At 63.8% G+C, this 25474-nt stretch carries 26 protein-coding genes; 17 read left to right on the top strand and 9 right to left on the bottom strand.

The annotated features are described in order from the left end of the window. Position 1 precedes the first annotated feature (1 nt). Together BMY67_RS15340 and BMY67_RS15335 are read left to right on the top strand one after the other, a co-directional pair. Entirely contained in the window at positions 2 to 208 is a 207-nt protein-coding gene (locus tag BMY67_RS15340; protein WP_092773198.1) for a hypothetical protein, read from the top strand. Further along, positions 205 to 531, top strand: a complete 327-nt coding sequence (locus BMY67_RS15335) for a hypothetical protein (protein ID WP_143069855.1) — start codon at positions 205 to 207, stop codon at positions 529 to 531. The genes BMY67_RS15340 and BMY67_RS15335 overlap by 4 nt, the downstream gene beginning before the upstream one ends. On the opposite strand, the gene BMY67_RS15330 is transcribed toward BMY67_RS15335, so the two are convergent. Beyond that, entirely contained in the window at positions 528 to 1895 is a 1368-nt protein-coding gene (locus BMY67_RS15330) for an APC family permease (protein ID WP_092773194.1), read from the bottom strand. The genes BMY67_RS15335 and BMY67_RS15330 overlap by 4 nt on opposite strands. A 282-nt stretch (positions 1896 to 2177) precedes the next feature. Here BMY67_RS15330 and BMY67_RS15325 point away from each other — a divergent pair, with 282 nt between their 5' ends. The 3 genes from BMY67_RS15325 to BMY67_RS15315 all read left to right on the top strand — a co-directional run bounded on the left by BMY67_RS15325 (position 2178) and on the right by BMY67_RS15315 (position 5310). After that, the gene (locus BMY67_RS15325; protein WP_092773192.1) at positions 2178 to 3140 is read left to right on the top strand and encodes a cation diffusion facilitator family transporter; all 963 of its coding nucleotides are present in this window, start codon (positions 2178 to 2180) and stop codon (positions 3138 to 3140) included. Positions 3141 to 3257: 117 nt separating this feature from the next. Further along, entirely contained in the window at positions 3258 to 4451 is a 1194-nt protein-coding gene (locus tag BMY67_RS15320; protein WP_092773190.1) for an amine oxidase, read from the top strand. Between the two features lie 76 nt (positions 4452 to 4527). Then, entirely contained in the window at positions 4528 to 5310 is a 783-nt protein-coding gene (locus tag BMY67_RS15315; RefSeq protein WP_092773188.1) for a phospholipase D-like domain-containing protein, read from the top strand. 184 nt (positions 5311 to 5494) lie between these two features. Here the strand turns inward: BMY67_RS15315 and BMY67_RS15310 are convergent, their stop codons facing one another. Beyond that, positions 5495 to 7114, bottom strand: a complete 1620-nt coding sequence (locus BMY67_RS15310; RefSeq protein ID WP_177189860.1) for a PA14 domain-containing protein — start codon at positions 7112 to 7114, stop codon at positions 5495 to 5497. A gap of 219 nt (positions 7115 to 7333) precedes the next feature. On the opposite strand from BMY67_RS15310, the gene BMY67_RS15305 reads away from it, so the two are divergent. Then, entirely contained in the window at positions 7334 to 7882 is a 549-nt protein-coding gene (locus BMY67_RS15305) for a methylated-DNA--[protein]-cysteine S-methyltransferase (protein ID WP_092773184.1), read from the top strand. A gap of 81 nt (positions 7883 to 7963) precedes the next feature. On the opposite strand, the gene BMY67_RS15300 is transcribed toward BMY67_RS15305, so the two are convergent. Then, positions 7964 to 8842 carry an alpha/beta hydrolase gene (locus tag BMY67_RS15300; protein ID WP_092773182.1) on the bottom strand — a complete coding sequence of 293 codons (879 nt, stop codon included), beginning with the start codon at positions 8840 to 8842 and terminating at the stop codon, positions 7964 to 7966. A gap of 236 nt (positions 8843 to 9078) precedes the next feature. On the opposite strand from BMY67_RS15300, the gene BMY67_RS15295 reads away from it, so the two are divergent. After that, on the top strand, positions 9079 to 9819 hold the full coding sequence (locus tag BMY67_RS15295; RefSeq protein ID WP_143069854.1) for a tetratricopeptide repeat protein: 741 nt from the start codon (positions 9079 to 9081) through the stop codon (positions 9817 to 9819). A 188-nt stretch (positions 9820 to 10007) separates the two neighbouring features. Continuing rightward, positions 10008 to 10787 carry an outer membrane beta-barrel protein gene (locus tag BMY67_RS15290; RefSeq protein ID WP_177189859.1) on the top strand — a complete coding sequence of 260 codons (780 nt, stop codon included), beginning with the start codon at positions 10008 to 10010 and terminating at the stop codon, positions 10785 to 10787. Between the two features lie 387 nt (positions 10788 to 11174). Here the strand turns inward: BMY67_RS15290 and BMY67_RS15285 are convergent, their stop codons facing one another. Then, a complete protein-coding gene (locus tag BMY67_RS15285) occupies positions 11175 to 13649 on the bottom strand; it encodes a M4 family metallopeptidase (RefSeq protein WP_092773176.1) in 2475 nt (824 codons plus the stop codon). Positions 13650 to 13946: 297 nt separating this feature from the next. Between BMY67_RS15285 and BMY67_RS15280 the strand changes: the two genes are divergently transcribed. Then, positions 13947 to 14738 carry an SDR family oxidoreductase gene (locus BMY67_RS15280; protein WP_092773174.1) on the top strand — a complete coding sequence of 264 codons (792 nt, stop codon included), beginning with the start codon at positions 13947 to 13949 and terminating at the stop codon, positions 14736 to 14738. Between the two features lie 161 nt (positions 14739 to 14899). Here BMY67_RS15280 and BMY67_RS15275 read toward each other — a convergent pair whose 3' ends face one another. After that, the gene (locus BMY67_RS15275) at positions 14900 to 15775 is read right to left on the bottom strand and encodes an ATP-grasp domain-containing protein (RefSeq protein WP_092773172.1); all 876 of its coding nucleotides are present in this window, start codon (positions 15773 to 15775) and stop codon (positions 14900 to 14902) included. A 144-nt stretch (positions 15776 to 15919) separates the two neighbouring features. Next, positions 15920 to 17248: an amidohydrolase gene (locus BMY67_RS15270; protein WP_177189858.1), complete on the bottom strand. Its 1329-nt coding sequence runs from the start codon at positions 17246 to 17248 to the stop codon at positions 15920 to 15922. A gap of 138 nt (positions 17249 to 17386) precedes the next feature. On the opposite strand from BMY67_RS15270, the gene BMY67_RS15265 reads away from it, so the two are divergent. Further along, a complete protein-coding gene (locus BMY67_RS15265) occupies positions 17387 to 18082 on the top strand; it encodes a phosphatase PAP2-related protein (protein ID WP_092773170.1) in 696 nt (231 codons plus the stop codon). 202 nt (positions 18083 to 18284) lie between these two features. Here the strand turns inward: BMY67_RS15265 and BMY67_RS15260 are convergent, their stop codons facing one another. Next, positions 18285 to 19067 carry an SDR family NAD(P)-dependent oxidoreductase gene (locus BMY67_RS15260; RefSeq protein ID WP_092773168.1) on the bottom strand — a complete coding sequence of 261 codons (783 nt, stop codon included), beginning with the start codon at positions 19065 to 19067 and terminating at the stop codon, positions 18285 to 18287. A 116-nt stretch (positions 19068 to 19183) separates the two neighbouring features. Next, on the bottom strand, positions 19184 to 19999 hold the full coding sequence (locus BMY67_RS15255) for a phytanoyl-CoA dioxygenase family protein (RefSeq protein ID WP_092773166.1): 816 nt from the start codon (positions 19997 to 19999) through the stop codon (positions 19184 to 19186). A gap of 224 nt (positions 20000 to 20223) precedes the next feature. On the opposite strand from BMY67_RS15255, the gene BMY67_RS15250 reads away from it, so the two are divergent. From BMY67_RS15250 to BMY67_RS15220, 7 genes are all read left to right on the top strand, one after another. Next, positions 20224 to 21024, top strand: a complete 801-nt coding sequence (locus BMY67_RS15250; RefSeq protein ID WP_092773164.1) for a WG repeat-containing protein — start codon at positions 20224 to 20226, stop codon at positions 21022 to 21024. 160 nt (positions 21025 to 21184) lie between these two features. Beyond that, positions 21185 to 21616: an energy transducer TonB family protein gene (locus BMY67_RS15245; protein ID WP_092773162.1), complete on the top strand. Its 432-nt coding sequence runs from the start codon at positions 21185 to 21187 to the stop codon at positions 21614 to 21616. A gap of 1 nt (position 21617) precedes the next feature. After that, the gene (locus BMY67_RS15240) at positions 21618 to 21851 is read left to right on the top strand and encodes a hypothetical protein (protein WP_092773160.1); all 234 of its coding nucleotides are present in this window, start codon (positions 21618 to 21620) and stop codon (positions 21849 to 21851) included. 72 nt (positions 21852 to 21923) lie between these two features. Next, on the top strand, positions 21924 to 22139 hold the full coding sequence (locus BMY67_RS15235; protein ID WP_177189857.1) for an energy transducer TonB: 216 nt from the start codon (positions 21924 to 21926) through the stop codon (positions 22137 to 22139). A gap of 61 nt (positions 22140 to 22200) precedes the next feature. Then, a complete protein-coding gene (locus tag BMY67_RS15230; protein WP_177189856.1) occupies positions 22201 to 22629 on the top strand; it encodes an energy transducer TonB in 429 nt (142 codons plus the stop codon). A 1-nt stretch (position 22630) separates the two neighbouring features. Beyond that, positions 22631 to 23143, top strand: a complete 513-nt coding sequence (locus BMY67_RS15225; RefSeq protein ID WP_177189855.1) for an energy transducer TonB — start codon at positions 22631 to 22633, stop codon at positions 23141 to 23143. Positions 23144 to 23233: 90 nt separating this feature from the next. Next, complete coding sequence (locus tag BMY67_RS15220) at positions 23234 to 24790, top strand: hydroxymethylglutaryl-CoA reductase (RefSeq protein WP_092773152.1); 1557 nt, start codon at positions 23234 to 23236, stop codon at positions 24788 to 24790. Positions 24791 to 24894: 104 nt separating this feature from the next. Here BMY67_RS15220 and BMY67_RS15215 read toward each other — a convergent pair whose 3' ends face one another. Further along, on the bottom strand, positions 24895 to 25431 hold the full coding sequence (locus tag BMY67_RS15215; RefSeq protein WP_092773149.1) for a hypothetical protein: 537 nt from the start codon (positions 25429 to 25431) through the stop codon (positions 24895 to 24897). Positions 25432 to 25474 lie beyond the last annotated feature (43 nt).

Below are 25474 nucleotides of genomic sequence, written 5' to 3'. Positions count from 1 at the left end.
TATGAAAACGTTTGTACTAGATGTGCTTGCTCCCGAAGATGAAGATATGGTATTGACCATTCTGGAAGGGTTGCGTAAGGGCAATGCCATCCGGTTTCACGCTCTGGGAACCGATGAGCCAACGGGCGAATTGCAGCTGCGCATTCAGGATTCGTTGAATTCTCCCCGGCTAACCTGGGAAGAGGGCTTGAGCCAACTAGGGCTATGACTGTTGGAGGACGGGAACTGGTATTGCTCCAGGGTTTCCTGGACTCGCTGTTGGAGCTGGAGCAATGGGCCGGGCAGCGCGGGGCCCGCGAAGGCCGGGAGCTGGTGAAGCGGCTGACAGATTTTGCCTTCGACACCATCGCGCCCTTTCCGCTCGCGTTTCCGGTATATCCTTTCAGGCTGGCGCCAGACCGCGTGCTGCGCCGGGCCGTGCTCAGCCGGCAATACGCGGTGGTTTATGAGGTGCACGCTACCGAGCTGGTTTTCGTGTATGCCTACTCCACCTTGCGCAACCCCGACCAGCTCAGCCTGCCCCAGGGCTAGCCGACCTTCTCAAACGGCCAGCGCCGGAGCTGGCGGCTCCATAGCAGGAAGGCGCCCACGCCGGCGGCCGTAACGGCTACCCCCGATACCACAAACACCCAGCCCGTACTCACGAGCACCCACAGCCACACCACCACGGCCACCACCACGGGCAGCGGGTACAGCGGCATTTTGAAGGGCAGGTGGGCCGTGCCGTTGCGGCGCCGCAGCAGCACTAGCCCCACGGCCTGGCCCACGAACTGCACCAGAATCCGCATGGCCAGAATGGCGCTGATAACCTCGCCCAGCCGGAACAATAGACTGAACACGAAGCCCACGCCCCCGAGCAGCAGCAGCGACACGTGCGGGAAGTGCTTGGTGGGATGAGTTTTGGCGAAGATGGGCAGAAACTCACCGTCGGCGGCCGCCGCGTAGGGAATGCGCGAGTAGCCCAGCAGCACCGCAAACAGCGAGGCAAACGCCACCCACAGCACCAGCGCGGTGGCCATTTTGGCGGCCGTGGCCCCGTAGAGCTTCTCGATGAACAAGCTCACGATAAACTCGGAGTGCCGGGCCTCCTGCCACGGAATAACCGAGGCCACGCTCCAGTTCATGAGCAGGTACAGCGTCATGATGCCCAGGATGCTCAGGAAAATGCTGCGCGGAATCAGCTTCTGGGGCTCCTTCACCTCGCCGCCCAGATGGCACACGTTGTAGTAGCCGAGGTAGGAGTAGATGGTTTTGACCGTGGCCTGCCCCATGGCCACCGACAGCAGCACGCCCGGCAGCGCCCCGATACCGCCCTCGGGCAGCCAGCTAACGGGGATGCTGGCGTGGGTGAGGCCGCCGAAAATCAGCCAGGCCAGCAGCCCCAGCACCCCTATCCAGAGCGCCACGCCCAGCCGGCCCACGGCCTCAATGCGGCGGTAGAGCAGGGCTATGAGCAGCAGCACCACCACGCCGGCCACCAGCTTGGGCTGCCACCACTGCGGCAAGGGCACGAGGTAGGCGAAATACTGCGCGAAGCCAATGGCGCCCGAGGCCACCACCAGCGGGGCCTGCACCAGCGTCTGCCACACGTACAGAAACGACATCAGCCGGCCCCACTTATGCTCGCCGTAGGCCAGCTTGAGGAAGCGGTACGAGCCGCCGGCTTCGGGGTGAGCCGCGCCCAGCTCGCTCCAGATAAAGCCGTCGGCTAGGCTCAGGGCCGCGCCCACCAGCCAGGCCAGCAGAAAGTTGGGGCCCATAAAGCCCATCACCAGCGGCAGTGTCACGAAGGGCCCGATGCCCACCATGTCGATCATGTTGAGGGCGGTGGCCTGCACCAGCCCGAGGCGGCGGCTCAGGGGGGCAGAAGCAGTAGCGGCGGCGGGTTCGGGCATAGCAGCAAGATAGGGCTGGTAAAGCCGGATTCGGGCAGATTGTTTGGGCCCGGCGCTAACTTCGGCCCCGCCCGCCCCGTACGAACCGGCAGCCGGGCGCCACACCACCGCGCACCGCTCGCCCGCCTGCCATCCTGAGCATGTCGCGCATCAAGCGAGGACGAAGGACCTGTACAGAAGCTACCGTTTGATGTTGCCTTCTGCATAGGTTCTTCGCAAGCTCAGAATGCCAGGGCCCTGGCCCGTCAACTCACTATTCACCACTTCACCACCTCACCGCATATGGCCGGAGGCTCTTCTAAATCAGCTCTATATGGCGGCCTGGCGGCCAACGTGGGCATTGCCGTCAGCAAGTTTGTGGCCGCGTTCTTTACCGGCTCATCGGCCATGCTCTCCGAGGGCATTCACTCGCTCGTCGACAGCGGCAACTCCGTGCTGCTGCTCTACGGCATCAGGCAGAGCCGGAAGCCGGCCGACGCGCGCCACCCGTTCGGGCGCTCCAAGGAGCTGTATTTCTGGGGGTTGATTGTGGCCGTGCTGATTTTCGCCATCGGCGGGGGCATGTCGTTTTACGAGGGCATCAAGCACATCGAGCACCCCGAGCCGCTCACCGACCCGCTCTGGAACTACGTGGTGCTGGGCGTGGCTGCCTGCTTTGAAACCTGGGCCAGCTGGCTGGCCATAAAGGCCCTGTATGCGGGCACCAGCGACAAAAACACCAGCTTCTGGAAAATCCTGAGCACCAGCCACGACCCGGCCATCTACGCCTCGGTGCTCGAAAACCTGGCCGCGCTGGCGGGCCTGGTGCTGGCGCTGGCCGGCGTGTTCTTCGGCCACATGCTCAACAACCCCTTCCTCGACGGGGCCGCTTCCGTGGCTATTGGCCTGCTGCTGATGGTGGTAGCCGTGTTTCTGGTGAGCCGGACCCGGACCCTGCTGGTAGGCGAGGGTGTAAACGAGGTGGTGCTGGCCGACTTGCAGGCCATCGGCCGCCAGCAGCCGGGCGTGCACAATCTGCGCCCGCCCCTCACCATGTACCTGGGCCCCGCCGACGTTATTCTGGCCCTCGATGTCGACTTCGACGACGCGCTTTCGGCCACGGAGGTGGAAGTGGCCATCGACCAGCTCCAGGACGCCATCCGGGCCAAGTATCCGGAGTTCCAGCGCATCTTCATCGAGGCCAAATCCATCACCCAGAAGCAGCGCCAGCCGGTTACTCCGGCCGCGTTCAAGCCGCCCTTCTAAGCCCGACGCTAGCAAGCCCAGCCCTAACCCCCAGCGGTTTTTGCAGGTATAGAGGACGATGAAGCGCCGGCCGCCGGACGCCTTATCGTCCTCTTTTCTTTCACCAACGCGCCCTTAATGCTCTTTCCCGCTACCGCCGATTCGCCGTTTGCCTCGTTCTGGATGGCCGGTTTCGAGTGTACCGACCAGCTTAACGCCTTCGGCAACCGGGTCGATTTTCTTAGCCTGACCGGCCATTTGCCGCTGCTCGACGCCGATTACGAGCTCATCCGGCAGCACCAGCTGGGCACCGTGCGCGAGGGCATCCGCTGGAGCCAGGTGGAGCGCCGGCCCTACGAGTACGACTGGAGCACCGTGCAGGTGCTGCTCGACGCGGGCCGCCGCCACGGCATTCAGCAGGTCTGGGACCTGTGCCACTTCGGCTACCCCGACGACCTGACGCCGCTGCACCCGCTGTTCGCCCGCCGCTTCACGGCCCTGTGCCGGGCTTTCATCGACTTCTACCGGCAGCAGCGGCCCGACGACGTGCTTATTATCACGCCCATCAACGAGGTGAGCTTTATGAGCTGGCTGGGCGGCGACGTGCGCGGCACCTCACCCTACTGCGTGGGGCAGGGCTGGGAAGTGAAGCGCGGCCTGATGCGGGCCTACATTGAGGGCGTGGCCGCCCTGCGCGAGGCCGACCCCGCGGTGCGCATCCTCACCACCGAACCGCTGCTCAACATTGTGCCGCGCCGCCGGGCCGGGCCGGCCGAAGTGCGCCGGGCCCAGGAGGCCCACCGCAACCAGTTCCAGAGCGTGGATATGCTGGCCGGCCGCCTTTGCCCCGACCTGGGCGGCCGGCCCGAGTACCTCGACCTGCTGGGCTTCAACTTCTACTACGACAACGAATGGCAGCTGGAACCCTACAAAACCCTGCCCTGGGGCAACGAAAGAAACGACCCGCGCTTCCGGCCGCTTAGCTCGCTGCTGGCCGAGGCCTACGAGCGGTACAACCGCCCGGTGGTGCTCACCGAAACCAGCCACCCCGGCATCGACCGGCCCGCCTGGCTGCGCATGGTGGCCGCGGAAGCCGTGAAAACCCTGGCGGCCGGCGTGCCGCTGCTGGGTGTCTGCCTCTACCCCATTATCGATAGGCCCGACTGGGACCACCTCAAGCCCTGGCACCATTCGGGCCTTTGGGATGCCAACCCCCGGGCGGCTACGCCCGGCCTCACCCGGCTGTTGCACGAGCCCTCGGCCGTTGCCCTGGCCGAGGCCCAGGCGCTGGTGGCCCGGCAGCTGGCGCCGCCGGAAAGCGTGGTGCTGTAATTCGGCGCGGATAGTCCGGATACTGTTGCCGGGCTGCCCGGGCCAACGGGTCGGGCAGTTTGCCGTACCTTCCGGCATGGCCCAACCCACTACTCCTCCCGTTTCCGAGCTGCTCAACCAGTTTCGCCAGGCTTTTGCCGACGTAAACCTTTCGGCGGCCGAGGCAGCCCAGTTACGCGACCAGCTGACCGAGTTCCAGCACCGCCACGGCAACCTCGAAGCCCTGCGCCGCCAGCTGTTCGGGCTGGCCAAAAACCACTTCAACACCTTCAAAGACAAAGCCATAGTAGAGTGGCTGGAGGCGGCCAGCGCCCTGCTGCCCACCCCTGCCGGGCCACCGGCGCCAGGCGAGCCCCCGGCGGCCGAGCTGCGCCCGCTCCCGAAGCCCTCATCTGGTCCGGCCGCCACTGCGGAGGCCGCGCGGGTGTATTTCAGCCCCAACGACGACTGCGTGGCCGCCATTCAGCGCTTTATTCAGCAGGCCCGCCAGACGCTGAATGTGTGCGTATTTACCGTGGCCGACAACCGCCTGAGCGACGAGCTGCTGGCCGCCCACCGCCGGGGCGTGCGCGTGCGCCTGCTCACCGACAACGAAAAGGTGCTCGACCGGGGCTCCGATGTACGCATGTTGCAGCAGGGCGGCATTGCCGTGCACCTCGATGAAAGCCGCAACCACATGCACCACAAGTTTGCCCTGGCCGACGACCAGCGGGTGCTCACCGGCTCCTACAACTGGACCCGCTCGGCAGCCGAGCTCAACCAGGAAAACCTGCTCATCAGCCCCGACCCCGCCCTGATTGCCGCCTACGCCACCGAGTTTGCCCGCCTGTGGGCCGCCCTGCCGGCTTTCAATGGCTGACTTTTTAAGCTATTGGCTGAGAAGCTGTTGGCTTTCAGCGACCATAAAAAAGCGCAATGCCCCATTCCGAAACTGGAATGGGGCATTGCGCTTTACGAGTTGTGAAGACAGGTAATCTTTCGCGTCCTGCCTCGCCTGGTTGTCAGCCCGGGGAAAAGCTAACAGCCATCAGCCAATAACAGGACTACGGGCGCGCCGAGGTGTCGCCGCCTACTTCGGGGGCTTCGGCGTTGGGCCGGCGAATGGACACCAGCTGGCGGGTGTTGCTGGCGCCCACGGTCAGGCTCAGGTAGTAGTCGCCGGAGGGCAGGCCAGTGAAGTTGAGGGTCTGGTGGTGCGAGCCGGCGGGCTGCTTGCGGTAATCGGACACGCGCACGGCCACGCCGTTCTGGTTGTAGAGCACCCAGCCCAGCGGCTTGGCTTCGCTCAGGTTGTAGGCCATCTGCATCACCCCATTGGAGGGGTTGGGATACACGCTCATGCCGTTGTCGCCGATTTTGCGGGCATTGGTGGCCCCGGCCAGCACGGGCTCCTCGGTGGCTTTGGCCGGCGTCAGCTTCCATTGCTGGGTTAGCTTGCCCGTGTAGCGCCACTGCTGCACGCCCCCGTCAACCGAGTCCTTATCGGTGAGGGCCTTGTTGCGGCCGTTTTTCGAAATCAGCTTGAAGTAACCGTCGCCGGTAGGCTCCACTTTCCACTGCTGGTTGTAGCCGCTGTAGTACGTCCAGAGGCTGGCGGGGGCACCGTTAGAGGTGGAGCTGCCCAGCACCTCCAGCACCTTGTTGCCGCCGGGCACCACCAGGCGGTACAGGCCGCTGCCGGTGGGCTCAAGCCGCCACTGCGGGTCGGCGGCGGGTGGCGCGCCGGCCATGGCCAGCTGCTCGGAAAGGGTGGCCGGGCGGTCCTGGGTTACTTCCAGCGGCTTGCCCGTCGAGCGAACCGTAATAACGTACAGGCCCGACAGGTCGCCGACCGGGGCCGGGTCGTCATCATCTGCCGGCTTCCTGGTTGGTGCTGCCGCTACAACCGGCGCGGGCTTTGCCGCGGCCGGGGCAGGTTTAGGCGCCGGAGCAGCTTTGGCTACTTTAGGAGCCGGGGCGGGCTTGGGAGCCGGGGCCACTGCCGGGGCCGGAGCGGGCTTCGGGGCGGCAGCTACCACCGGGGCGGGGGTGGGCTCGGGGCGGGGAGCGGGGGCCACGGCGGCCTTAGCCACGGCCGGCGCGCCGGCCGGGTCGGCCGTGGTGGGTGAGCCCAGCGGGTACAGGTTGCCGGTCGGAACCAGCTGCGGGCCCTGGCCGGGCGCAACCCAGTGCAGCTGGATGCCGGCCACACCGGAGGCATTGTTGTATTCGAGCTTGATGGTGGCCTTCTCGCCGGCGGCCAGCGAAACGCCGTTTTCTTCCTTGCCGTTCGACTTCTTGCCGTCCCAGGTATCGAGCAGCAACCGGCCGTTCACCCACAGGCGCACCTCGTCGGTGGTTACGGCCACAAAGCGGTAGCGGCCGGTGCCGGGCGCGGCAATCAGCCCTTCCCAGCGCACCGAGAAGTTGTCGGCGGGCAGGCCGGGCGCGGGCGAGTTCATCCCCCAACGGAAGTCGATGACCGCATCCTGCCGCTTGAGTACGGGCTGGCCCGCCAGCGAGCCGTTGCTGAAGTAAGAGGCCGTCAGGCCCGTGCCCCAACCCTGGGCGGGCAGCAATTCGACGGGTTTCGGTGCGGCAGCCCGCACGGGCAGCGCTCCGACCGCCGGCAGCTGGCCGAGCAGGCCCAAACCGAGCGCAGAGCAAAGAATTAAACGTCGCACGATAGAGGTAGCTTTGGAAGATGAAATGGTGTGGAAGGGGCGCAAATAAGCAACAGTCAAAAATCTACGCGTAGATTTATATTTTCCTGCTTCGCTCAGACTAATATACAGGTTTTTCTCAGGCAGTTGCGTCCGCGGATGCTTTGCCGGCCCCGGCATACTGCAAGAAACCGGCAGTAAATTGCCGCAAAACCGCGTTTTTATCTAATTCAGTTTCTGATGAACGAGTCGCCTGCCCTGCTGCTCAGCCCCAGCACCCCGGCCCGGGCAGTGCTGGCCACCGCCCTCGGCCCGCTGGAGCTGCGCGGCACCGAGGCGGGCCTCAGCGCAGTGGGCTTTCTGGCTTCCGGCAGCCCCGGTACTGCCACCCCGGCCGGCGCGGTGCCCGCCTGCCTGCGGGCCGCCCACGAGCAGTTGCAGGCCTACTTCGGGGGCGAGCTGCGCGCGTTTACGGTGCTTACGGCCGTTGTGGACGGCACCGAGTTTCAGCGGCGGGTGTGGGCGGCGCTGCTGGCCGTGGCCTACGGCCGCACAGCGTCCTACCTCGACCTGGCCCGGCAGCTGGACAACCCCGGCGCGGTGCGGGCGGTGGGCGCGGCCAACGGCCAGAATCCGCTGGCCATTATCTGGCCCTGCCACCGCATCATCGGGTCCGGCGGCCAGCTGACGGGCTATGCCGGCGGCCTGGAGCGCAAAAAATGGCTGCTGGAGCTGGAAAGCCCACCGCGCCAGCTGGGGCTGTTCGCGAGTGAGCGTCTGTCGCCCTGAGCTTGCGAAGGATCTGTACAGAAGCTAACATCCATTATAAGCTTCTGTACAGATCCTTCGCAAGCTCAGGATGACAAGTAGTTACTCATGTACAAAGGGCAGCAGCTTTTGATAGATGATGTTGTGCTGCCAGTACAGCTGCAGTACCATGGGAATGTGCTTTTTGCCGGGCAGCACCTGGTAGTAGGGGTGGTGGCCCAGGCTTACGAGCTTGTCGCGGAATTCGGCGCTGCTGCTGCTGATGGACGGGTAGGTTTCGCCGCCCACGAAGAGGAGGAAAGGGGGCGTCCGGGGCGTGAGGTGGTACACCGCCGACATCTGCCGCCAGCTGGCCGGGTGGGGGCCAAAGGGCACCAGGAACTGCCGGTCGCCGGGGTAGGCCAGCTTTTTCAGGTAGTCGTACATATCAAGGCCGGCGGCATCGTCGAGCACCACGCCGCGCACCGGGTTGGTGGCTTCGCCCCAGCGCCGGAAGCGGGCATCGTCGGTGGCCAGCAGGGCCGCCAGGCCGCCCCCGGCCGAGTGGCCCAGCAGGAACAGCCGGTCCGGGTCGCCGCCGTAGTCGGCAATGTGGCGGCGGGTCCAGATGACGGCCCGGGCGCAGTCGTCGGCCATCTGGGGTACGTGCACGGCGGGCGCCAGCCGGTAGCTTATCACCACGGCCACCACGCCCTGCTTGGCCAGGCGCCGCCCCACAAACGAGTACAGGTTCTTGCTGCCGCTGTCCCAGTTGCCGCCATGAATGAACACCACCACCGGGTAGGGCCGGGCGGCGCGGGCTTTGGGTGCGTACACATCGAGCAGCTGCCGGCCGGCGCCGTAGGCCGAGTCGGTGGCCGGCACGTAGGCAATATCGGCGGTGCGGCGGCTGGGGCGGGCCACGCTGTACTCGGTAGCAACGGCCAGCAGCACTGCCGTAAGCAGCAGGGCCGGCAGCAGCCGCAGGAAAAGAAAACGCATCGGGCAGGAGAAAAACGAGGAAGCAGCAAGCGGCCGCCACGGGCAGCACCACAGCGCAGTTACGACGGGACCCGCGGGCCGGATTGCCACGGCTGGGGCCCTTACGGCCGCGGCAGCCGGCAGGTTGGGCCCGGCCGGGCCCTTGGGGGCAGGGTTGGGGCGGCGGGCGTATCTTTGGCAGGCAGCGGCACCGGTTAAGCCAGCCGCAAGCCTTCCTACCGCTATTTTCCTGTTCGATGAAACTCCCGATTTCCTCCCTTCTTCTCGCCGCGCTTCTGCTCGGGGCCGGACTGCAGCCGGCGTTGGCCCAGCGGAAGGGCAAGGCCGCCAAAACGGCCGCCGCCGGTGCCACCCGCGAGGCCGTGCTCAGCAGCCGCAGCCAGCCGCTGTTCGGCGGCCTTTCGGCAGTGCAGGCCGAGCAGGCCCTGGGCCCGGCCACGGTAACCGGGCTGGCCGGCAGCTTCCCCTCGCGGGCCGAAGCCAGCCAGTTCTTCAGCCGCAAAGGCTACGAGTACCTGGCCGAAAACCAGCGCGATACGGCCGCCTACCGCTTCAACCTGGCCTGGGTGCTCGACCCCAACAATGCCGAGGCCTACCACGGCCTGGGCGTGGTGGCCAGCAGCAACCCAACGCCCGACCAGTCGATTGAGCTGCTGGAAAAGGGCTTAGCGCTGGCTCCTGCCAACTCGCCGCTGCTCGCCGATCTGGGCACGAGCTACCTCATCCGCTACGAGCAGGGCAAGAAGAAAAAGGACCTGAAAACCGGCACCGAGCTGCTGCAGAAAGCGACCACCCAGGACGCCGCCAACGCCGCCGCCTGGCAGCAGCTGGCCCGCGCCTACTACTACCAGGAGCAGTACGCCGAAGCCTGGGACGCCGTGCACAAAGGCCAGAGCACCAGCGTTGCCTCGGTTGACTTCAGCCTGATTGCCGACCTGCTCACCCACCTGCCCGACCCCAAAGGCACGTTTAAGTAACCACATTGAGCGGCAAGCCATCAGCTACAAGCTGATGTTGAATGTCAGCTTGTAGCTGGCCGCTTGTAGCTTTGGCTAGTAGCTTGCCGCTAATCCGCAGACAATCATTTACGGCCGGTTTCCGTTAGAGGCGCATCGGGCTGCCGGGCTTTTGGCGCGGCCGGCCCTTCATTTTGCTTTCTGACTTCGTGACCCTTCGCTCCTTTCTGCCCGCGGCGGCCCTGCTGCTCACAACGGCCGCTACGCATTCGGCCCTGGCTCAGTCGCTAAGCCCCGAACGCCGCCCCCGCCACTACGACAAGCAGGGCCGCCTGTATTACAAAGGGCCCGTGCGCTTCACGCTGGGCGGCGGCGTGGGCTACTACAACGGCGACCTGACCAGCCGCCTGGGCGACCAGTTTCTGGGTCCCAGCCTGAGCGCGGGCCTGCTCTACCAGTTTCATCCGCACTGGCAGGTGGGCGGCGAGGTGTCGTACCTGCAGCTCGGGGCCAAGGACTACCTGCCCGAGCGCGGCCTGGCTTTCCAGGGCAAGAACGGGGTGGGCACGGCCTTCGTGCGCTGGGAGCCCCTCACCGATCCGGGTGCCTACTCGCTGCCGGCCGGGCAATCGGCCCTCATCAAGCCCTACCTGAAAGTGGGTGTCGGGCTGGCACTGTACAGCCCCAAAGCATACCGGGGCACCGAGCGGCCCAGCGGCAACCTCACGCCCGCCTACCTCAAGCCCGAACGCTACGACTACCCCGCCCTGGCCCTGACGCTGCCGGTGGGCGTAGGGGTCACGGTGCGGCTCACCTCGCGGCTCAACGCCTCGCTTGAGGGTTCCTACTCGCTCACGACCACCGATCAGCTCGACGACATCAGCACCTTTATTCCTACCGGCTCCGAGTCGAGCCGTTCGGCCTCCTCGCTCAACGACAACTACGGTCAGCTGGAGCTTAAGCTGGAATACGCGCCCTGGGCCCGGTGATTTTGAGCTGTTAGCTGCTAGCTGAATTGACAAGGTAAATTGGTAGGCAGAACGTCATTCAGAGCGCAGCGAAGAATCTCGCTTGAATTTGTCCAACGTCTGTTCGAGCGAGATTCTTCGCTCCGCTCTGAATGACGTTCTGTACACCAAATTAGCCTGTCAGTTCAGTTAGCTGTTAGCTGTTAGCTGTTAGCTGTTAGCTGTTAGCTGTTAGCTGTTAGCTGGAATACGTAGCGCTGCTTATTGGTTGCCTTCAGGAAATTGCTGACACCATTGCTAACGAAAAAGGCCCGCCGATTGGCGGGCCTTCTCTTTGTGCGTTGCAGCCGTTGACTGCCGAACGGAAGCTAACAGCTAATAGCTCTCAGCTAACAGCTTAAATTAAAGCTACTGCTTCACGAACCGCTCGTGGAAGGTCTTCTGCCCGTCGGAGACGGTGAGCAGGTAGATGCCGCTGGCCAGATTGGCCACGTCCAGCTGACCGTTCTCGAAGCGCACGTTGGCCACGCGGGCCCCGCGCAGGTCGGTAACGACGGCCGATACGGCCGGAGCTTTGCCCGCCAGCACAATGTTGACCACGCTGGCCGCCGGGTTAGGATACAGCGTCAGGGCTTTCTCGAAGCTGTTGCTGCCGAGCGAGGCACTCTGGGCCGCTACGGTTGCGCCGGCGCCCGCCGTCAGGCCGGCTCCGCCGCTGATGTTAACGGTGTAGTCTTCGGTTTCGCCGTAGCTGAAGCTGCCGCAGCTGGTGGTGGCGGCATTGTCGCTCAGCACCACGCGCATGCGCGTGGCCCCGCTCCGGGCCGTGGAAGGCACGGTGAAGGTGGCCGACAGCGTGGCGCTGCTGGCCGAAGAGCCCGACACCACCGTTTCGCCGGCGTCGGAGAAGTCACCGTCCTGGTTGTAGTCGATGTAGACGCGCCAGTTTTCGGTGTAGGCCGTCGAGGCAAAACCGGCCGAGATGTTGATGGTCTGCGATGAGCCGGCGGCGATGCTGGTGCTGCTGGCCGTGCCGTTGTAGTAGCCACCATCGGCGCCCGAAGTGCGGTTGATGGAGCCCAGCTTCACCAGGTCAATCCACTCGTAGCTCACGTTGCTGCCCTTGCTGGTGCAGTACGTCACGCCGGTCGGCGGCGGGGTAGTACCACCGCCACCCGAAGCGGCGCCCACGCCCACGGCGTACCAGGCGTTGGTAACGGCCGTCACCTGGGCCGAGCCGGCCCCGAACAAATCGGTAGCCGCCGAAATGGCGGCCGTGCGGGCCTGGGCATAGGTCGAGGAAGCCGTCAGGTACACGCTTTCGGTACGGTAGGCAATTTTAGCGGCGTTGCTGATGCCCAGGCCGGTTACCGAGTAGGCGCTGCCGATGTCGTTGGTGCCCGAGCCGCCCTGGCTGAGCAGGTAGAACCAGTAGTTAAGCACGCCCGAGTTGGTGTGCACGCCGCCCTGGTCGTTGGCATTGGAGGGCGAAGAGGTAGTGGCTTTCCAGTACGTGCCCTTGTAGGTGTCGGGCTGGCCATACTGATTGGGGTTGCTCATCGAGCGCAGGGCCCCGCCGTTCTTCATAATCTGCTCCCCAATGTCCCAGGTGCTCTTGCCGGTCAGGCCGTAGTCGGCCACCGCCTTGGCCTCCACGCAGGCGCCCCAGATGTCGGAGAAGCCCTCGTTCATGGCGCCCGACTCGTTGGCGTAGGTGAGGTTGGCGGTGCTTTCGCACACGGCATGGCCGATTTCGTGGCCGCACACGTCGAGGGCCGTCAGGGGTTTGAAGGTGCTGGCCCCGTCGCCGTAGGTCATCACCGAGCCGTTCCAGTAGGCATTTTCGTAGCCGGCCCCGCCGGGCTGGTCATCAAAATGCACGTAGCTCTTGATTTTGGCCCCGGCGTTGTTGTAGGAGTTGCGGTTGTGCACCGTCTTCCAGTAGTCGTAGGTGGCCTGGGCGCCGAAGTGGGCGTCGCCGGCCACGTTGTCGAAGTTGGCGTTGTTGTACTCGGCGGCCGTCCAGTTGTTGTCGTTGTCGATGAAGTCGGTGGCGGCCGTGTAGCTGTTGCCTTTCTTGCAGTTGTAGGTTTCGATGCCCAGGCCGCGGGTGGCTTCGCGCAGGTAGTAGCCGCCGGTGGTGGTGCCGGTGGCCATAGTGCGGGTGCCGCTGTAGGCCGTGGCGAAGGTGCCGGTGGCGGCCGCGTGCTTGATGATGGCGTCCTGCGAAATCACGCGGCCCGAGTGGGCATCGACGTAGATGTAGGCCCGGCTGACGGGTGCCTTGGCATACACGTTGAACTTCCAGGCCAGGGCCGGCTGGCCACTGGTTTCATCGCGCATCACCACCAGCTCGCCCCGGGGCTTGTAGGTGGCATTGGGGTTGGCCTGCTGCTGCTTCAGGCCGGCTTCCTCGCGGGCATCCTGCCACATGTACTCCTTGGCGCCCACGAAGGCCATGGCCCGCTGCAAACCGGTGGCGGCGTCGAGCGAGGGCGTCACGTTCAGGTTATCCACCTTCTCCATCTGCCCGCTGATGCTTTCCACGTTGCCCTGCCGGGCGTGCACTGCGTAAATGGCATGCTCTACCTTGATGCCTTTGTAGTACTGCTGAAACTTCTCGTGCACGAAGCCCAGCTCATCGGCCTGGGTGCCGGCCGACAGCAGCTCGTCGGAGCTGCTGAGTGCCAGCTCCTGGCGCAGCACGGCTGCCGCGTCGCTGAGCTTATAGGCATTGCCGGCGGCCTTGAACTGCACCATATAAGGGGTGCCGTTGTCGCGCAGGCTCTTACTTTGAACCCGCGAATAATCCTGGGCGAAGGCGGCCGATGAACTGAGGCCGCCCAGCAACAATAGTGCTGCTACCGAGTATTTGTTGTGCATAGGTTGGGGTTGGTTGTGGAAGTGAACGGTTGAACAAAAGGAAGAGCGGCAATGTGAAAAGAAGCTCAATCCGTTCTGCAAATTATACTTTTATCAATATACCATGTATTTAGTTAAAATATTTATCATATAACAGCATTTTACTTGAAGTTATTGCTATTAAAAATTAATAGTTGTTCATTTTACAACAGCATGAAAATCAGTTCAATAACAAGTATAAGCTGCCTTTTTACACAACAAGGCTCCCAAAATAGCCCGGCACAATAGCCTGAATTTTAAACATTTCAAGATACGTACATGAAAACTTCACCTGATCTTCATCTGTCCCGCTGGAGCCTCGCGGGCCAGACAGCCGTAGTAACCGGCGCCTCCAAAGGCATCGGGGCGGCCGTGGCCGCCGAGTTGTTGGCGCTGGGCGCCACGGTAGTAGCGGTGGCCCGCACCGCCGCAACCCTGGAGCAGCAGGTAGCCGAGTGGCAGCAGCAGGGCCTGCCCGCCCATGCCCTGCCCGCCGACGTGAGCACCCCCGCCGGCCGCACCACCCTGCTGGCCGAAATAGCCGAGCGTTGGCCCCAGGTCCATATCCTCGTCAACAACGTGGGCACCAACATCCGCAAGCCCACCCTCGACTACACCGACGACGAGTACCGGCAGCTGCTGGCCACCAACCTCGATTCGGCCTGGGAGCTGAGCCGGGGGCTGCACCCGCGGCTGGTGGCGGCCGGGGGCGGCAGCATCGTTAATATCTCGTCGGTGGCGGGCCTTGTGCACGTGCGTACCGGCGCCATCTACGGCATGACCAAGGCCGCGCTGGTGCAGCTCACCCGCAACCTGGCCGTCGAGTGGGCCGGCCATAATATCCGCGTCAATTGCGTGGCCCCCTGGTACATCCGCACCCCGCTAGCCGAAACGGTACTCAAAAACGACGATTTCCGCGCCAGCGTGCTGGCCCGCACACCCATGGGCCGCGTGGGCGAGCCCGAGGAAGTGGCGGCCGCCGTGGCCTTCCTCTGCCTGCCCGCCGCCGCCTACATCACCGGCCAGACCCTGGCCGTCGACGGCGGCTTTACGGTGAACGGGTTCTCGTAAGAAGCTAGGCTGTTAAGCAAAACGTGTCATGCTGAGGCCACGAAGCATCTCGCGTGCAATGCTAACCCGGTCGCCAGGATTACCATTGCACGCGAGATGCTTCGACTACGGCTGCGCCTTTGCTCAGCATGACATAGTTAGTTATCCGTTCACCGAGTCACTCATTCACTCAGCTGCCGCAGCGCCTGCTCGTAGCGGGGCAGGGCCTGGGCATCTGAGGCCAGGTAGAGGAAGGGTTCGATAAGCTCCAGCTCCATCAGCAGCAGCTCGCCGTCCTGGTCGAGGCCATCGACGCGGGCGTAGAGGCAACCGGGCGCGAACTGCTGCACGATGTGGTCGGCGGCCTGGCGCAGGTGGGCGGGCGCCGGGCGGGGGGCAATGGCGCCGCCCAGGTAGTGCTGCACCCGGAAGTCGCCGGCCTTGGGCGTTTTGAGCACCGCGTGGCTGAACTCGCCCCCGTAATAGAGCAGCGACCATTCGCCCTCCTCCTGAATGCGCGTGAGGAAGGGCTGAGCCAGGAAATCCTCGTAGGCCACCAGCTCCGTTAGCTGGGGCTGGCGCACGGCCGTTTCGTGGCGGCCGATGATGAACGTGTTTTTGGCGCCGCCGCTCACGGCCGGCTTCACCACAATCTGCTCCTGGCCCATTTCTTCGAGCAGGGCGGCGGCGTCCACGGCCTCGCCGCGGGGCAGCAGGCGGGTGGGCACGATGCGCACGCCGGCCTGCTCCATCTCCAGCAAATACCGCTTGTTGGCGTTCCAGCGCACCACGCTCACGGGGTTGAGCAGGCGCACCTGTGCGCGCTCCAACACATCGAGCCAGTGCATAAACTCCTCCACCCTATCAAAATAATCCCAGGGCGACTTGAGCAGCACCACGTCGTAGCGGTTCCATTCCACGGCCGGGTTGCTCCAGATGCGGGGCTCCACGTCGTGGCCCTGCGCGCGCAGGTAGCGCGTGAGCAGGGCGTCTTCGTCATCCACGTTGGGGGCGCCGTACTGGGCCAGGCTTTCGCAGGTTACAAGGGCAATATTCATCGCAGATTTTCGCAGATTTTTGCGCTGATTACGCAGATTCGTTTCGGAGGCTGGTGCTGTCTCACCGGTGGCCAGCACCGCAGGCGGTGTCATGGCCCCAAAGCTATCAGCTAAAAAGCTTTTCAGCCAGCAGCTCAAGAAACCTCACTTTCCGTTCAGGTAATCCAGCGCCAGAGTAGCCAAGGTGCGCACGCCCAGGGTCAGGCCGCTTTCATCGACGAAGAAGCCGGCCGTGTGGTGGGGCGCGGTGGTCGCGGGGTCGGTGCCTTTGGGCATGCCGCCCACGAACACGAACAGGCCGGGCACTTTTTCCTGGTAGAAAGCAAAGTCTTCGGCCCCGGTTACGGCCTTTTGGATGGTAACGTTGGCCGGGCCGGCGGCGCGCTCCAGGCTGGGCACCATGCGACGGGTCAGGGCCGGGTCGTTGTAGGTGATGGGGGCGTAGTTGGTGATGTCGACTTCGGCCGTGGCGCCGGCGCTTTCGGCAATGCCGGTGGCCGTGCGGCGCACCGCCGCCCACACCTTCTGCTGCATGTCTTTGTTGAGGCAGCGGATAGTGCCGGTCAGCTCCACCTGCTCGGGGATGATGTTGTTGCGCACTCCCCCGTGCACCATGCCCACAGTCAGCACCACGGCATCTTCCGTCAGCTCGGCCTGGCGGCTGACGATGGTTTGCAGCCCCAGGATAATCTGAGCGGCCGTTACCACCGGATCAACGGCCAGCCAGGGGTAGGCGCCGTGGGCCGATTTGCCCTTCACTTTGATACTGAACACGTCGGACGAGGCCATTTCGCCGCCCGGCCGGTAGCTCAGCCGGCCCACCTCGGTCTGGGCCTGAATATGCAGTCCGAACACGGCATCGACCTTGGGGTTTTCGAGCACGCCCTCCTTCACCATGAGCCGGGCGCCCCCTTCGATGCCCGGCAGGGAGCCTTCTTCGGCGGGCTGGAAGATAAACTTGACGGTGCCGGGCAGGTCTTTTTTCATTTTCACCAGCACCTCGGCCGCGCCCAGCAGCATGGCTACGTGGGTGTCGTGGCCGCAGGCGTGCATCACGCCCACCTGCTGGCCGTTATAGTCGGTGCGCACTTTGGAGGCGAAGGGCAGGCCGGTGGTTTCGGTGACCGGCAGCCCGTCCATATCGGCGCGCAGGGCCACTACGGGGCCGGGGCGGCCGCCCTTCAGCAGGGCCACCACGCCGGTGCGGGCCACACCGGTTTGCACTTCCAGGCCCAGTTTGCGCAGGTGGTCGGCCACGAGGGCGGCGGTGCGGGTTTCCTGGTTGCCCAGCTCGGGGTGCTCGTGCAGGTCGCGCCGCCAGGCAATTACCTGGGTCTTCTCCTGCTCGGCCAGCTGGGCCACGCGGGCTGTAAGGTCGGCGGAGGTGGCGGGCTTGCCCTTTTGGGCGCAAACCGGGCCGGCGGCCACAAGCGTCAGGGCCAGTACGGCGGCCAGGGAGTAGCAGTTTTTCATGGGCAGCAGATAAGAAAACGGCGGATAGCCGCCGCCCGGGGCCGACGACGCAGGCCAATATACGCTACCTGCCACTGCTGCCGCAACTGCCGGCCGGTGCCGGCCGCCAGCGGCTGCTTTGCGCTACTTTTGCCGGCCATGCTTCCCCCCGATTTTCCCGCCTCTGCGCCCCCCAGCCCAACCGCCAACCCAGCGGCCGATGTAGCGGCTCCGCCCTTTACCTGGCCCGCCGCCTGGCGGCGACCAGCCTTCCGGGCGCGGCTGGGGCTGGTGCTGGGGTTGCTGCTCGGGCTGGCCAGCCAGCTGCCGCGCTACTTTGCCTGGGTGCAGGCCCGCCCCGGCCACCTGCTGCCCGACCCGCTGCTGGCCCGACTGCCCGCCCACGACGTATCACGTGCCATTTTCGCGGTGATTTATGCGGGCATTGCGCTGGGCATGACCACGCTGCTACCCCGACCGGCGCGGCTGTTGCGGGCACTCTGGGCCTACCTGCTGCTACACCTGCTGCGCTGCGGCACGCTCTGGCTGCTGCCGCTGGAGCCGCCATCGGGCCTGGTGCTGCTGCGCGACCCGCTGGTCGATGCGCTTATTTATGCCGCCCCCGCGCCCATTACCAAAGACCTGTTCTTCTCGGGCCACACCGCCACGCTGCTGCTGCTGGCCCTGGCCGTACCGCCCGGCTGGCGCCGCCAGGCGCTGCTGGCTGGCACCGTAGCCGTGGGGGCGCTGGTACTGGTGCAGCACGCCCACTATACTTACGACGTGCTGGCCGCCCCGCTGTTCGTGTGGCTGGCCTGGCAGGGCAGCCGGCGGTTGAGCGTGAGTAGTGAGTAGTGAGTAGTGAGTAGTGAGAAACGGTACGGGAAACGGGCAATAAAAGAACGTCATTCTGAGCAGCGCGAAGAATCTCGCGTGCCAAAGTAATCCTATCATTAGGAGTTAGCATGGCACGCGAGATTCTTCGCTCCGCTCTGAATGACCGGCGTTTTCTCACATCTACCTACTCCCCTTCTTCCTCCCGAACTCCCCTTCCTTCCTACTCTCCCTTCGTCTCATAAATCCCCGCCGCAATGCGCTCGGTGAGGCTTTTGGGGACGAAGCGGGTGAGCGTGGCGGATATGCTGTTGAGGGCGCCGGGAATAACTTCGGCCTGGCCGGCCAGCAGGGCCTCGATGCCGGCTTTGGCGACGGGCTCGGGCAGCATGGCAACCCGGTTGGCCTTGGATTGCAGCTCGGCGCTCATGCCGGCGCGGTCGGTGAAGCTGGTGTCGGTGGAGCCGGGACTGAGGCAGCAGACCGACACGCCGGTTTCGCGCAGCTCGTAGCGCAGGCCCCGGCTGAAGCTGAGCACGAAGGCCTTGCTGGCCGCGTAGAGCGTGAAGGTGGGCACGGCCTGGTAGGCGGCAGTGCTGGCCACGTTGAGAATGTAGGCCTGGGGGGCGCGGTGCAGGGCCGGCAGCAAGCGGTGGGTAAGGGCAACGGGCAGCTGCATATTCAGGTGCAGCATGCTTAGCTGGCTGCTCAGCGGCAGTTCCTCGAAGCGGCCCCAGATGCCGTAGCCCACGTTGTTTACCAGCACCGTCAGCTCGCCGGGCTGGGCCAGGGCCCAGGCGGCCAGGTCCTCGTCGGCGTTAGGCGAAGCCAGGTCGAGGGCCAGGGTGTAGGCTTCGCGGCCCAGCTGGCGGGCTTCGGTGGCCACCTGCGCCAGGTCGGTTTCGGAGCGGGCCGTGAGCAGCAGGTTGTAGCCGCGGCGGGCCAGCTCCAGGGCCAGCGCCCGGCCAATACCACGCGAGCCACCAGTAACAAGGGCAGTTTTCAAGGTGAGATAGTGAAATGGTGAGGTGGTGAGTTTGATGTTTAGGCGGCGCGGGGAGTGCAAATGGCGCAAGCAGGGCCGTTGAACGTCAACTCACCATTTCACTAGTTCACCGCCATCTACTTCACTAGGTGCAGAAAGCGCAGGTAGAAGGGCGTGGGGCTGTGCTCGTGCTTGGGCTCGTACTTGCCGGCCAGAATGGGCACGTACATCACGCGGCGGCGCGAGGCCTCGCCCACCAGCGGCGAGCGGGCCACCCGGTGCCACATGCGGCCGTCGTGCACGGTCAGGTCGCCGGGCTCGGTTTCGATGATAATTTCGTTCGGGTCGGGGCCCACGTCTTTGTAGTACTTCTTGCGGAACAGGATGTCGCGCAGGCTCTGGCGGTGGGTGCCGGCCAGCACCCGCAGGCCGCCGTTGGTAGCCGGCGTGCCGTCGAGGTGCACGCCCACGTTCAGCATAGGACCGATTTTCTTGCCATAGAACACGTCGCGCAGCGAGTCGGTGTGCCAGCCCATCTGCGAGAACTCCGAGCCCTCCATGTTCACGTAGTGGTTGATGACGAGGCCGTCCTTCTCGTTTTCGCCCACCCGGCCGCCGGGCGCTTCCAGCAGCGGAAACAGGGCTGTGAAGCGGGGGTCCTGCAAAAACTCGTGCAGCACGGGACTGTGGTGCGAGGCGAAGGCAAACCGCTGCACAATGGGCGCCCCATCGACGTCCTTGCCGTACTTGATGGGCACGCCGTTTACTTTCTTTACCTCATCGGCCAGCCAGCGCTGCTGCACCTGCTCGGAAGCGCGCAGCAGCTCGGCCACCGTGTCGGGGCTCACGAAGCCCCGGAAATGCAGAAAGCCGTATTCTTGGAAAAAAGCCAGCTGCTCCGGGGTTAGCCGGTCGGCCAGCGTGAAGCGCGGATAAGGAACAGATAAGGGCATAGAGTAAAACGAGTTGACGACCGCCCGGTTAAGCGGGTGCAAAGATACGCCGACTGGCGGGTTAGTTTCAACGGCTCGGCCCGTTGGGTGGCCGGGCCCGAACCGGCAAGCTGGCCGGTGGGGAGTGAAGAACGCGTGAATCAACCGGTTGGGTGGGGTTTGGTTTAGCCAAAGTGCCTATCTTCGCCGGGTGAGGCTACGGTCGGCACTCACTTTCCCCGCCCATGAAACGAGTGCTGCTTTTGCTGCTGGTACCAGTGCTGCTGCTGCCATTGGCGGCCCGGGCCCAGGCCACCGAGGCCCGGCTGGTGCCCTTCCGGCAGGGCCGCCACTGGGGCTACGCCGACCGCCGGGGCCGCCTGGTGCTGCCCGCCCGCTACGACGAGGCGGGCCCCTTCGCCGACGAGCTGGCTTGGGTACGCATAGGCACCCTGTACGGCTACATCGACGGCAGTGGCAGCCCCGTTACGCCAATCCAGTACGAGCAGGCCGGTAACTTCTGCGACAACCGGGCTACCGTCAGACTCGGCGGCGAAACCTTCGCCATCAACCCTGCCGGCCGCCGGCTGCCCCCCGACGAGGTGCCGGCCGACAAGGAGGAGGACCCGCTCGAACAGGGCGACGTGGTGCGCGGCCCCGACGGCAAGGTGGGCTTCCGCTTCACGGTGGGCGCGGCGCGCGTGCCGGCCATCTACGACGAAATAAAGGACAACTACAACGGCCTGCTGCTGGTGCGCCAGGGCCCGAAGTGGGGCGTGCTCGACAGCCGCGGCAAGCTGGTGCAGCCCGTGCAGTACGACTCGGTGCGCCGCGGCGGCAGCCCTCTGCTGGTGGCCGTGCACCAGAACGGCCGCTGGGGCTACCTCGGTCCCGAAGGCCACCGCCTCATCGAGCCGCGCTACCTGCGGGCCGCGCCGTTCTTCGGCGGCGTGGCGCGGGTGCAAACGCCCTCGGGCAGCATCGGCTACATCGACACCGAGGGCCGCGAGTTCTGGACCGACGAGGAGCCCACGAGTTCCAAGTAGCCGGGTGCGGGCACGCACCTTGGAGCAGCGGCGCGGTGGTGTATTAGTAGCTGCTTGTTGCGGCCGGCGCGTTGCTGAACGGCAGCTTCCTGCCCGGCCGGCAAAACGACCGTTCCGGAACGACTCCCGTATATTCCCATCACCTTCAGCGCTAAGTACCATGAACGTCGTCCGACTTCTGCTGGGCCTGTTGCTATTGCGTGCCCTGCCTGCCATTGCGCAGGTAGCGCCGGAGAAGCCGAGGCCGCTGTTGCCTGTCGGTTTTTCGGGCGACGACCCGTTGTGGCACTGCTCCGGCTGTCAGTATCCGGTGTACAAGGACGGCGGTACCGGTGGGATGATGTGGGCCATCAGCCAGAACCTGCGCTTTCCGCCTGGTCTTCAAACAGATGGCCGGGTATTCGTGCAGTTTACCATCGATACGACTGGCCAGGTACGGAACGTCATCGTAAAGCGGGCTTTTTATCCGGAGGCCGACTCGAATGCGGTGCAGACCGTCAGGCTACTGGGTCGCTTCACGCCGGCCCTGGACCCGCAAGGACGGCCCATGGCGGCAAAACTGATTATTCCCATCACCTTTAGCATCAAGTAACATGCGCTTCATCCAATCAGCCCCTGACCAGTTCCCGCTCCTGTTGCCCCGCACGGGCCGGCGCCCGCAGCTGCGGCAGTTTCTGGGGGCGCTGGCGTTGGTAGACGGGTTGGGGCTGGGCGCGCATGGAGCCGTGGGCCAGGTGAAGAAGGCAACACCTGCGACGCCCCTAACAACCGCAGCGCCAAAGAATGGCTCCACCACGGCCGACCAGATTTTTGAAGAAGTGGAATAGGACCCGGTTTTCCAGAGTGGGTGGGAATAGATGTAGAAATTCATTAGCACCAACATTCGCTATCCGCGCGACTTGACCGAAAGCGGGAAAGTATTTGTGCGGTTCACTATTGATGCGGAAGGCAAGCAGCAGAATGTCCGGGTTGTGAAAGGGTTTGACCCCTATGCCGATGCGGAGGCCTTGCGCGTTGTCAGCCTGCTGAAATCGTGGACTCCCGGCACTAAGAATGGCAAGCCCGCAGCCGTTGAGTACAACATTCCCATTATGTTCAACTACACCGAAGAATAGGATGAACTTCGCCCGGCTGCTACTGTGTCTGTTGCTGTTGAGTTGTGGCCGTGGACAAGATGTGTCAACTACTGACTCACCCCGTCAGCCACCCCAAACGGTAATTAAAACTGCCGAATCGCAAAACACAGGTGCTCAAAAGGAATCCCAACCGTCTGCAAAGCCAATTTTTATCGACTGCTTCGGCCCTGGCGTGGGAACACCGGTTTTTAAAGGCGGTAATGATAGTTTGATTGCTTTTCTAACCCGACATGCGCAGTGGCCCGAGGGCCTACCCCTTTCCACTACAGGGAAGGTTTACGTTCGGGTAATGGTTGATGAGCATGGCGAAATAAGTGGTTCCAGCGTTTTAAAAAGCCTGCATCCGCTAGCCGACGCGGAGGCCTTACGATTGGCTGGATTATTAGGTGGGCATTTTACACCAACGGGCCGCAAAGGGCGAGCTGATGCACTTAGTTACATCATTCCCATCACCTTCAGCGCCAAGTGAGATGCGTAACCAATTGTTGCTGCTGTGCCTGTTGCTGCTGAATGGCTTTTCTGCCGCCGCTCAAGTTGTAGCGCCGTTTCAAGTGCCGACCACTGCTATTAAAATAACGGAGTTGAATAGCACCTCTAATACTATTCTTGATATTCAGGCGTCGGGGGGGATGTATCATCACTGGCATAAGGGGTGTGATGAAAAATCACCGGTTTTTAAAGGTGGAAATGATAGCCTTGTGATCTTCCTGCAACGAAATGCTCAGTGGCCTGATAGCTTGGCTCGTTTTATCAAGGGGAAAGTGCGTGTTCAGTTTATCATCGATGAGTGCGGGAATGTCCGCACCCCCCGCGTCGTGCAAAGCCTGAATCCGCTGGCAGATGCGGAGGCTTTACGGCTGGTAAGGTTACTGAGCGGCCGTTTCACGCCGGGCAGCCTTGACGGCCGGTCCTGGGCTGTTGGAATCATATTGCCGGTAACCTTCAGTGGCTCGGATGCGGAATCAGGAAAACCGGATAAATAAGCCTTGCCTTCCACCCGCTGCCCCCGGCCTCTCTCCGAAAACATTCCTACTTTACTATCGGCAATTCCTAACGCCCTAACGCCCGCCCCTATGGTTTTCACGCCCAGCCCCCTGCTGCTGAAGCTGCTCTACACCCGCGGTAGCCTGCGCAACACGCCCGAGGGCGTAGCTTTCAGCATCAAAAACCGCCTCGACACGGTGCGCATCACCCGCATCGACCACGTGCAGATTGACGACCGGCGGCTGGGCGTGGGCGAAATTGCCATTGACCTGGGCGAGGGCGACATACGGCCGGCCGTGGTGTTCAACGCCGACAGCGCGGGCTTCACGCTGCCGGTAGGTCAGTCGGCCACGTTCTACCTGGCCACCGACCAGCTCACCGAGGGCCTGCACACCATTCAGGTGCAGTTCGCCGCCGACCCCTTCGGCGACCTGAACGTGGAAGTCGAAGATAGCATCACGCTCACGCCCGACAACCGCCCCCGCATCCCGCGCTCTAGCCAAGATGATTACTCCGACGAGGCCATCCGCAAGCGCCAGGACTTTGCCGAGGAGTTCACGGGCCAGCAGTTCGAGCACCTCAAGCAGTACTCCTTCGATGCCCACGCGTTGCAGGGCAACTGCGAACATTTCACGGGCATCGCCCAGATTCCGGTGGGGCTGGCCGGGCCGCTGCACGTCAACGGCGAGCACGCCCAGGGCGACTTTCTGATTCCGCTGGCTACCACCGAGGGCACGCTGGTCGCCAGCTACAACCGCGGCATTCAGCTGCTCAACCTCAGCGGCGGCGTCAAGTGCACCGTCATCGGCGACGCCATGCAGCGGGCCCCGGTGTTTGTGTTCGATGATGCCCGCGGGGCCCGTGACTTCGGGCGCTGGGTGGAGGAAGAAATAGCCCGCATCCGGCCCGAGGCCGAAAGCACCTCCAGCATCGCCAAACTCCAGTACATCGACACTTACCTGAGCAACAAATTCGCCTTTTTGCGCTTCAACTACAGCACCGGCGACGCGGCCGGCCAGAACATGGTGGGCCGCGCCACCTTCGCCGCCTGCTCCTGGATTCTGGAAAACTACAAGGGCGCCCCCATCCGCCATTTCTACCTCGAATCCAACTTCGCCACCGACAAAAAGGCTTCCCAAATCAACGTAATGCGCACCCGCGGCAAGCGTGTGGTGGCCGAAGCCGTCATTCCGCGCAACTTGCTCCAGCAGCGTATGCGCGTGACGCCCGAGCAGCTGGCTTATCACGGGCAGGTAAGCAACGTGGGCGCGTTCATGTCGGGGGCCAACAACAACGGCGCGCACTCGGCCAACGGCATCACGGCCCTGTTCATCGCCACCGGCCAGGACGTAGCCAACGTCAGCGAGTCATCGGCGGGCGTGTTCTACTCCGAAATCACGCCCGAGAAAGACCTCTACATCAGCATCACCATCCCGAGCCTGATTGTGGCCACCCACGGTGGCGGCACGGGCCTGGCTACCCAGAACGAGTACCTGCGGATGCTGGGCTGCGTGGGCCGCGGCACGGTCAACAAGTTCGCCGAAATCGTGGCCGGCGTGGTGCTGGCCGGCGAGCTCAGCCTGGGCTCGGCCATCAGCAGCTCCGACTGGGTGAGCAGCCACGAGCAGTACGGCCGGAATCGGTGAGATAGTGAAATGGTGAGTTGATGTTCGAGGGGCCTACCGGCGCAAGCAGCGCAATCAGGTCCCTCGAACATCAACTCACCATTTCACTATCTCACTATCTCACCTTACGGCTTACGGGCTTTTACTTTGAACCGCTCGTCGGCGCGGATGGTCACGTCCTGGGCTAGCAGGCTGTTGAGCAGCACTTTGGTGGTGAGCGTATAGGAATCCTTGCTCAGGAACACGTCGAGCTTTTGGTTGGCGGGCTTCAGCGAAATGCTGTTTACGCCGGTGGGCACATTATCGAGCGAGGCCAGCAGGAACAGGTCGTTGCCGTTGGGGTCGGTGCTGATGTAGACTTCGATGCGCTTGAGGAAGTTGAAGTTCTGGGTGGTCGGGTTGGTGATGGTCAGCGTAAGCCGGTCGAGCGTCACGTCCTGCACGTAATCGGCGCTGGTGCCGTTGTTGGCATAAGTCGTTTTGCTGCTCGATGACACCTGCACCGGCGGTAACGGCAGCAACGAGCCCAGTGGCAGCGTCTTGGGTACAACCACCGTCTGCGAGTCCTCAACGTTGAACTCAAGCAAGTCGAGGATTTTCTTGCAGCTACCCAGTAGGGAAAGAGCCACGAGCAGCGGCGCGAGAAACAGGAGCTTTTTCATGGAGTCGGGAGGAGTTTGAGCATGTTTCTACGAAAACTGCGCC

It is taken from the genome of Hymenobacter actinosclerus, assembly GCF_900111515.1.
Classification (GTDB): Bacteria; Bacteroidota; Bacteroidia; order Cytophagales; family Hymenobacteraceae; genus Hymenobacter; species Hymenobacter actinosclerus.
The sequence above is the reverse complement of the archived record's forward strand: the minus strand, read 5'-3'. Positions and strand labels throughout refer to the sequence as shown.

What these genes read in the sequence shown, in the direction of transcription:
- BMY67_RS15340 (WP_092773198.1), top strand. Translation starts at nt 2, where the DNA reads ATGAAAACGTTTGTACTAGATGTGCTTGCTCCCGAAGATGAAGATATG.
- BMY67_RS15335 (WP_143069855.1), top strand. Translation starts at nt 205, where the DNA reads ATGACTGTTGGAGGACGGGAACTGGTATTGCTCCAGGGTTTCCTGGAC.
- BMY67_RS15330 (WP_092773194.1), bottom strand. Translation starts at nt 1,895, where the DNA reads ATGCCCGAACCCGCCGCCGCTACTGCTTCTGCCCCCCTGAGCCGCCGC.
- BMY67_RS15325 (WP_092773192.1), top strand. Translation starts at nt 2,178, where the DNA reads ATGGCCGGAGGCTCTTCTAAATCAGCTCTATATGGCGGCCTGGCGGCC.
- BMY67_RS15320 (WP_092773190.1), top strand. Translation starts at nt 3,258, where the DNA reads ATGCTCTTTCCCGCTACCGCCGATTCGCCGTTTGCCTCGTTCTGGATG.
- BMY67_RS15315 (WP_092773188.1), top strand. Translation starts at nt 4,528, where the DNA reads ATGGCCCAACCCACTACTCCTCCCGTTTCCGAGCTGCTCAACCAGTTT.
- BMY67_RS15305 (WP_092773184.1), top strand. Translation starts at nt 7,334, where the DNA reads ATGAACGAGTCGCCTGCCCTGCTGCTCAGCCCCAGCACCCCGGCCCGG.
- BMY67_RS15300 (WP_092773182.1), bottom strand. Translation starts at nt 8,842, where the DNA reads ATGCGTTTTCTTTTCCTGCGGCTGCTGCCGGCCCTGCTGCTTACGGCA.
- BMY67_RS15295 (WP_143069854.1), top strand. Translation starts at nt 9,079, where the DNA reads ATGAAACTCCCGATTTCCTCCCTTCTTCTCGCCGCGCTTCTGCTCGGG.
- BMY67_RS15285 (WP_092773176.1), bottom strand. Translation starts at nt 13,649, where the DNA reads ATGCACAACAAATACTCGGTAGCAGCACTATTGTTGCTGGGCGGCCTC.
- BMY67_RS15280 (WP_092773174.1), top strand. Translation starts at nt 13,947, where the DNA reads ATGAAAACTTCACCTGATCTTCATCTGTCCCGCTGGAGCCTCGCGGGC.
- BMY67_RS15275 (WP_092773172.1), bottom strand. Translation starts at nt 15,775, where the DNA reads ATGAATATTGCCCTTGTAACCTGCGAAAGCCTGGCCCAGTACGGCGCC.
- BMY67_RS15270 (WP_177189858.1), bottom strand. Translation starts at nt 17,248, where the DNA reads ATGAAAAACTGCTACTCCCTGGCCGCCGTACTGGCCCTGACGCTTGTG.
- BMY67_RS15265 (WP_092773170.1), top strand. Translation starts at nt 17,387, where the DNA reads ATGCTTCCCCCCGATTTTCCCGCCTCTGCGCCCCCCAGCCCAACCGCC.
- BMY67_RS15255 (WP_092773166.1), bottom strand. Translation starts at nt 19,999, where the DNA reads ATGCCCTTATCTGTTCCTTATCCGCGCTTCACGCTGGCCGACCGGCTA.
- BMY67_RS15250 (WP_092773164.1), top strand. Translation starts at nt 20,224, where the DNA reads ATGAAACGAGTGCTGCTTTTGCTGCTGGTACCAGTGCTGCTGCTGCCA.
- BMY67_RS15245 (WP_092773162.1), top strand. Translation starts at nt 21,185, where the DNA reads ATGAACGTCGTCCGACTTCTGCTGGGCCTGTTGCTATTGCGTGCCCTG.
- BMY67_RS15240 (WP_092773160.1), top strand. Translation starts at nt 21,618, where the DNA reads ATGCGCTTCATCCAATCAGCCCCTGACCAGTTCCCGCTCCTGTTGCCC.
- BMY67_RS15225 (WP_177189855.1), top strand. Translation starts at nt 22,631, where the DNA reads ATGCGTAACCAATTGTTGCTGCTGTGCCTGTTGCTGCTGAATGGCTTT.
- BMY67_RS15220 (WP_092773152.1), top strand. Translation starts at nt 23,234, where the DNA reads ATGGTTTTCACGCCCAGCCCCCTGCTGCTGAAGCTGCTCTACACCCGC.
- BMY67_RS15215 (WP_092773149.1), bottom strand. Translation starts at nt 25,431, where the DNA reads ATGAAAAAGCTCCTGTTTCTCGCGCCGCTGCTCGTGGCTCTTTCCCTA.